Here is a 2,588-nt window from a genome sequence, read left to right on the forward strand (position 1 = left end):
CCGTAGGTCGGCTCAGCGGCTCGCGAACTTGGCGGCCAGCTGCGGGGTGGACACGAGGGAAACGCCCGTGAAGCGGGTCAGCACCCGTCCGTCGGGGGCGCAGGCCGTCACGGTGAGCGTCGCGCTCGTGCCGTTCGCCGACACCGGCTCCACCACCACGACGAAGGGCTCGCCGTCCGGCAGCGCCTCGTACAGGTCGGCCTGTGCCACCGACATCGGCAGGCTCGCCGTGTCCCGGCTCAGCCGCATCCACACCAGCGCGGCCTGCAACAGCAGGTCGGCGGTGTCGGGCGCGTACCGGGCGGTGCCGAACGCGCCGCCGGCGGGCCGGTGTTCGGCCAGCGCGCACTCCAGCACCAGCCGCGCCTCACCGGACTCCAGCACCCGGCGCAGCCCACGCAGCGACTCGCCGTGGAAGAGCGTGCCGTCGCCGTAGAAGGCCTGGGCGTCGGTGCCGCCGCCGAGTGCGGGCAGCCCGGACAGCCGTCCGGCCTCGGGCGCGGCGTCGCCCAGGATGACCCGGGCCGCGTAGTGCGGTCGTACGGCCCCGTCGGCGCTCACCGACCGGATCGACACGTCGGCCTCGGCCCCGTCGGCGGTCGGGTCCACGGAGAGCCGGAACCGGCCCGTGCCCGGGCCGCCGTCGAAGACGACGCCCTTGTGCACCGCGAAGTCCCGGATCGTGGAGACGACATGGCCCGTGAGGCGCTCGACGGCGCCCGCCGCCCAGCCCAGCGCCGCCACGGCGGGCAGCACCGGGGCGTCGCCGATCACGTGATCGGCGACCAGCGGTTCGGTCACCAGCGCGGACAGGTCGCGTTCCAGGACGACCGGCGCGGTGGGCACGGCGTGCTCGCGCGCCGACAGCGGGGTGGTCGGCCCGAGGACGGTGACCACGTCACCGGCCCGCTCGGGGGCGAACTGCTCGGTGAACAGCCGGGTTCCGGTCTCCATCGGGATCAGGGCGATGCCCCGCTCCTCGAACACCGCCTTGATCTGCGGCGACACCATGCCGCTGTCCCAGGCGCCCCAGTTCAGCGAGGAGACGTGCGCCTCGGGGTGGCGGCCCTTGAAGGCGGTGGCCCAGGCGTTGAGGACCTCGTTGGCCATGGCGTAGTCCGACTGGCCGCGGTTGCCGAAGAAGCCCGCGACCGACGAGAACAGCACGACGTGGCGCAGCCGTTCGGCCGCCACGGCGGCGACGACCGAGCGGAGCCCGCCGAGCTTGACGGAGAAGACGCGCTCGATCTCGGCCGCCTTCTTCGCGGAGATCAGCTGGTCCGCGAGGACACCGGCGCCGTGCACCAGTCCGGTGATCCGCTCGCGGTAAGGCGCCAGGGCGGCGGCGGTCGCGGCGGCGTCGGTGATGTCGACGGCGAGGTACTCGGCCTCGCTGCCGGCGGCCCGGATCTCGGCCAGGGTCCGCCGGACCTCGCGTTCGCCGACGACCGCCCGGAAGAGCTGCTCGACCCGCTTGGGCGTCGGCTTCTCGCCCGCCCGCTTGAGTTCGGCGACGGCCGCCGCCTTGAGCTCGGCGGCGTCGTTCAGCCCGTGCGCCCACCGCGGCTCCTCGCCGAGCGCGGTACGGCCCAGGAGCAGCAGGCCGGGCCGGTGCGCGGCGGCCAGGGCCACCGCGCAGCGGGCGGTGATCCCGCGCCCGCCGCCGGTGACGACCAGGAGGTCGTCCGGCGTGAGCGGGGTGCCGGCCGCCGTGGGGGCGTCCAGGGCGAGGGTCGGGGTGACGCGCCGGGTGCCGTCACGGCCCACCTGGACCGGGCCGGCGGCCGCGTCGTACACCTCCTCCAGGACCAGGTCGGCCGCCTTGTCGGCGCCGAGCCCGGGGGCCAGGTCGACCGCGCGGCAGAACAGCTCGGGGGCCTCCACCGCCAGCGTCTTGGCCAGCCCGCCGACACCGCCGGCGGGCGCCGCGTCCTCGCGCAGCTCGTGGAGACCGAAGGATCCGTCGAGCCGGGTGACCGTGACGAAGGCGGCCCGGTGACCGGTGGCCGCGGCGGCGGTCAGCGGGGCGACCAGGTGCCGGGCGACGAGCAGCGTGTGCGCGAGCCTGCGCACACCCTCGGCCCACGGCAGGTCGTCCGCGGCGGCGAAGACGACGGCCAGGTGCGGCGGTTCGTCGCCCAACTCCTCGATGCGAGCGGCGAGTTCGGTGGCGCCCCAGCCGGTCAGCGGCAGGTCGGTCGCGCCCTCGACGCGCTGCGGCACGCCGGGCAGGCGCAGGACCCGCACCCGCCAGCCTTCCGTGCCCAGCCGGGCGGCCACGGCCTCGACGACCTCACTGCCGTCGTCCACGACGAGCGCGCTCGCGCCCTGCGGCGAGCCCCCGAGGAGCCGGTCCGGCAGCGGCAGGTCCAGCAGCGCGGCGTGGCCCCGGCCGATCGCCGCGGGGGCGGTGGGCGAGGACGCGATCGGCGAGGGCGCTTCCGGCACGACGGCCTCGGATGTCTCGGAGGCCCCGTTCATCCCGGTGACGAACCCGACGATGTCACCCAACGTCCGCAGTTCCGCCAGTTGTTCGGGGCCGACCGGGACGGGACTGGGGAACCGCTCCTGGAGGAGGCCCATGATCT

At 75.7% G+C, this 2,588-nt stretch carries 1 protein-coding gene; it reads right to left on the reverse strand.

The window, feature by feature from the left end; translation table 11 throughout:
• Window positions 1-12 precede the first annotated feature (12 nt).
• Window positions 13-2,588 (reverse strand): SDR family NAD(P)-dependent oxidoreductase (locus tag ACWGKT_RS36140; RefSeq protein ID WP_453276966.1); only part of this gene is annotated, 2,576 nt, incomplete at its 5' end.

The sequence above is a fragment of the Streptomyces sp. NPDC054794 genome, from assembly GCF_053611585.1.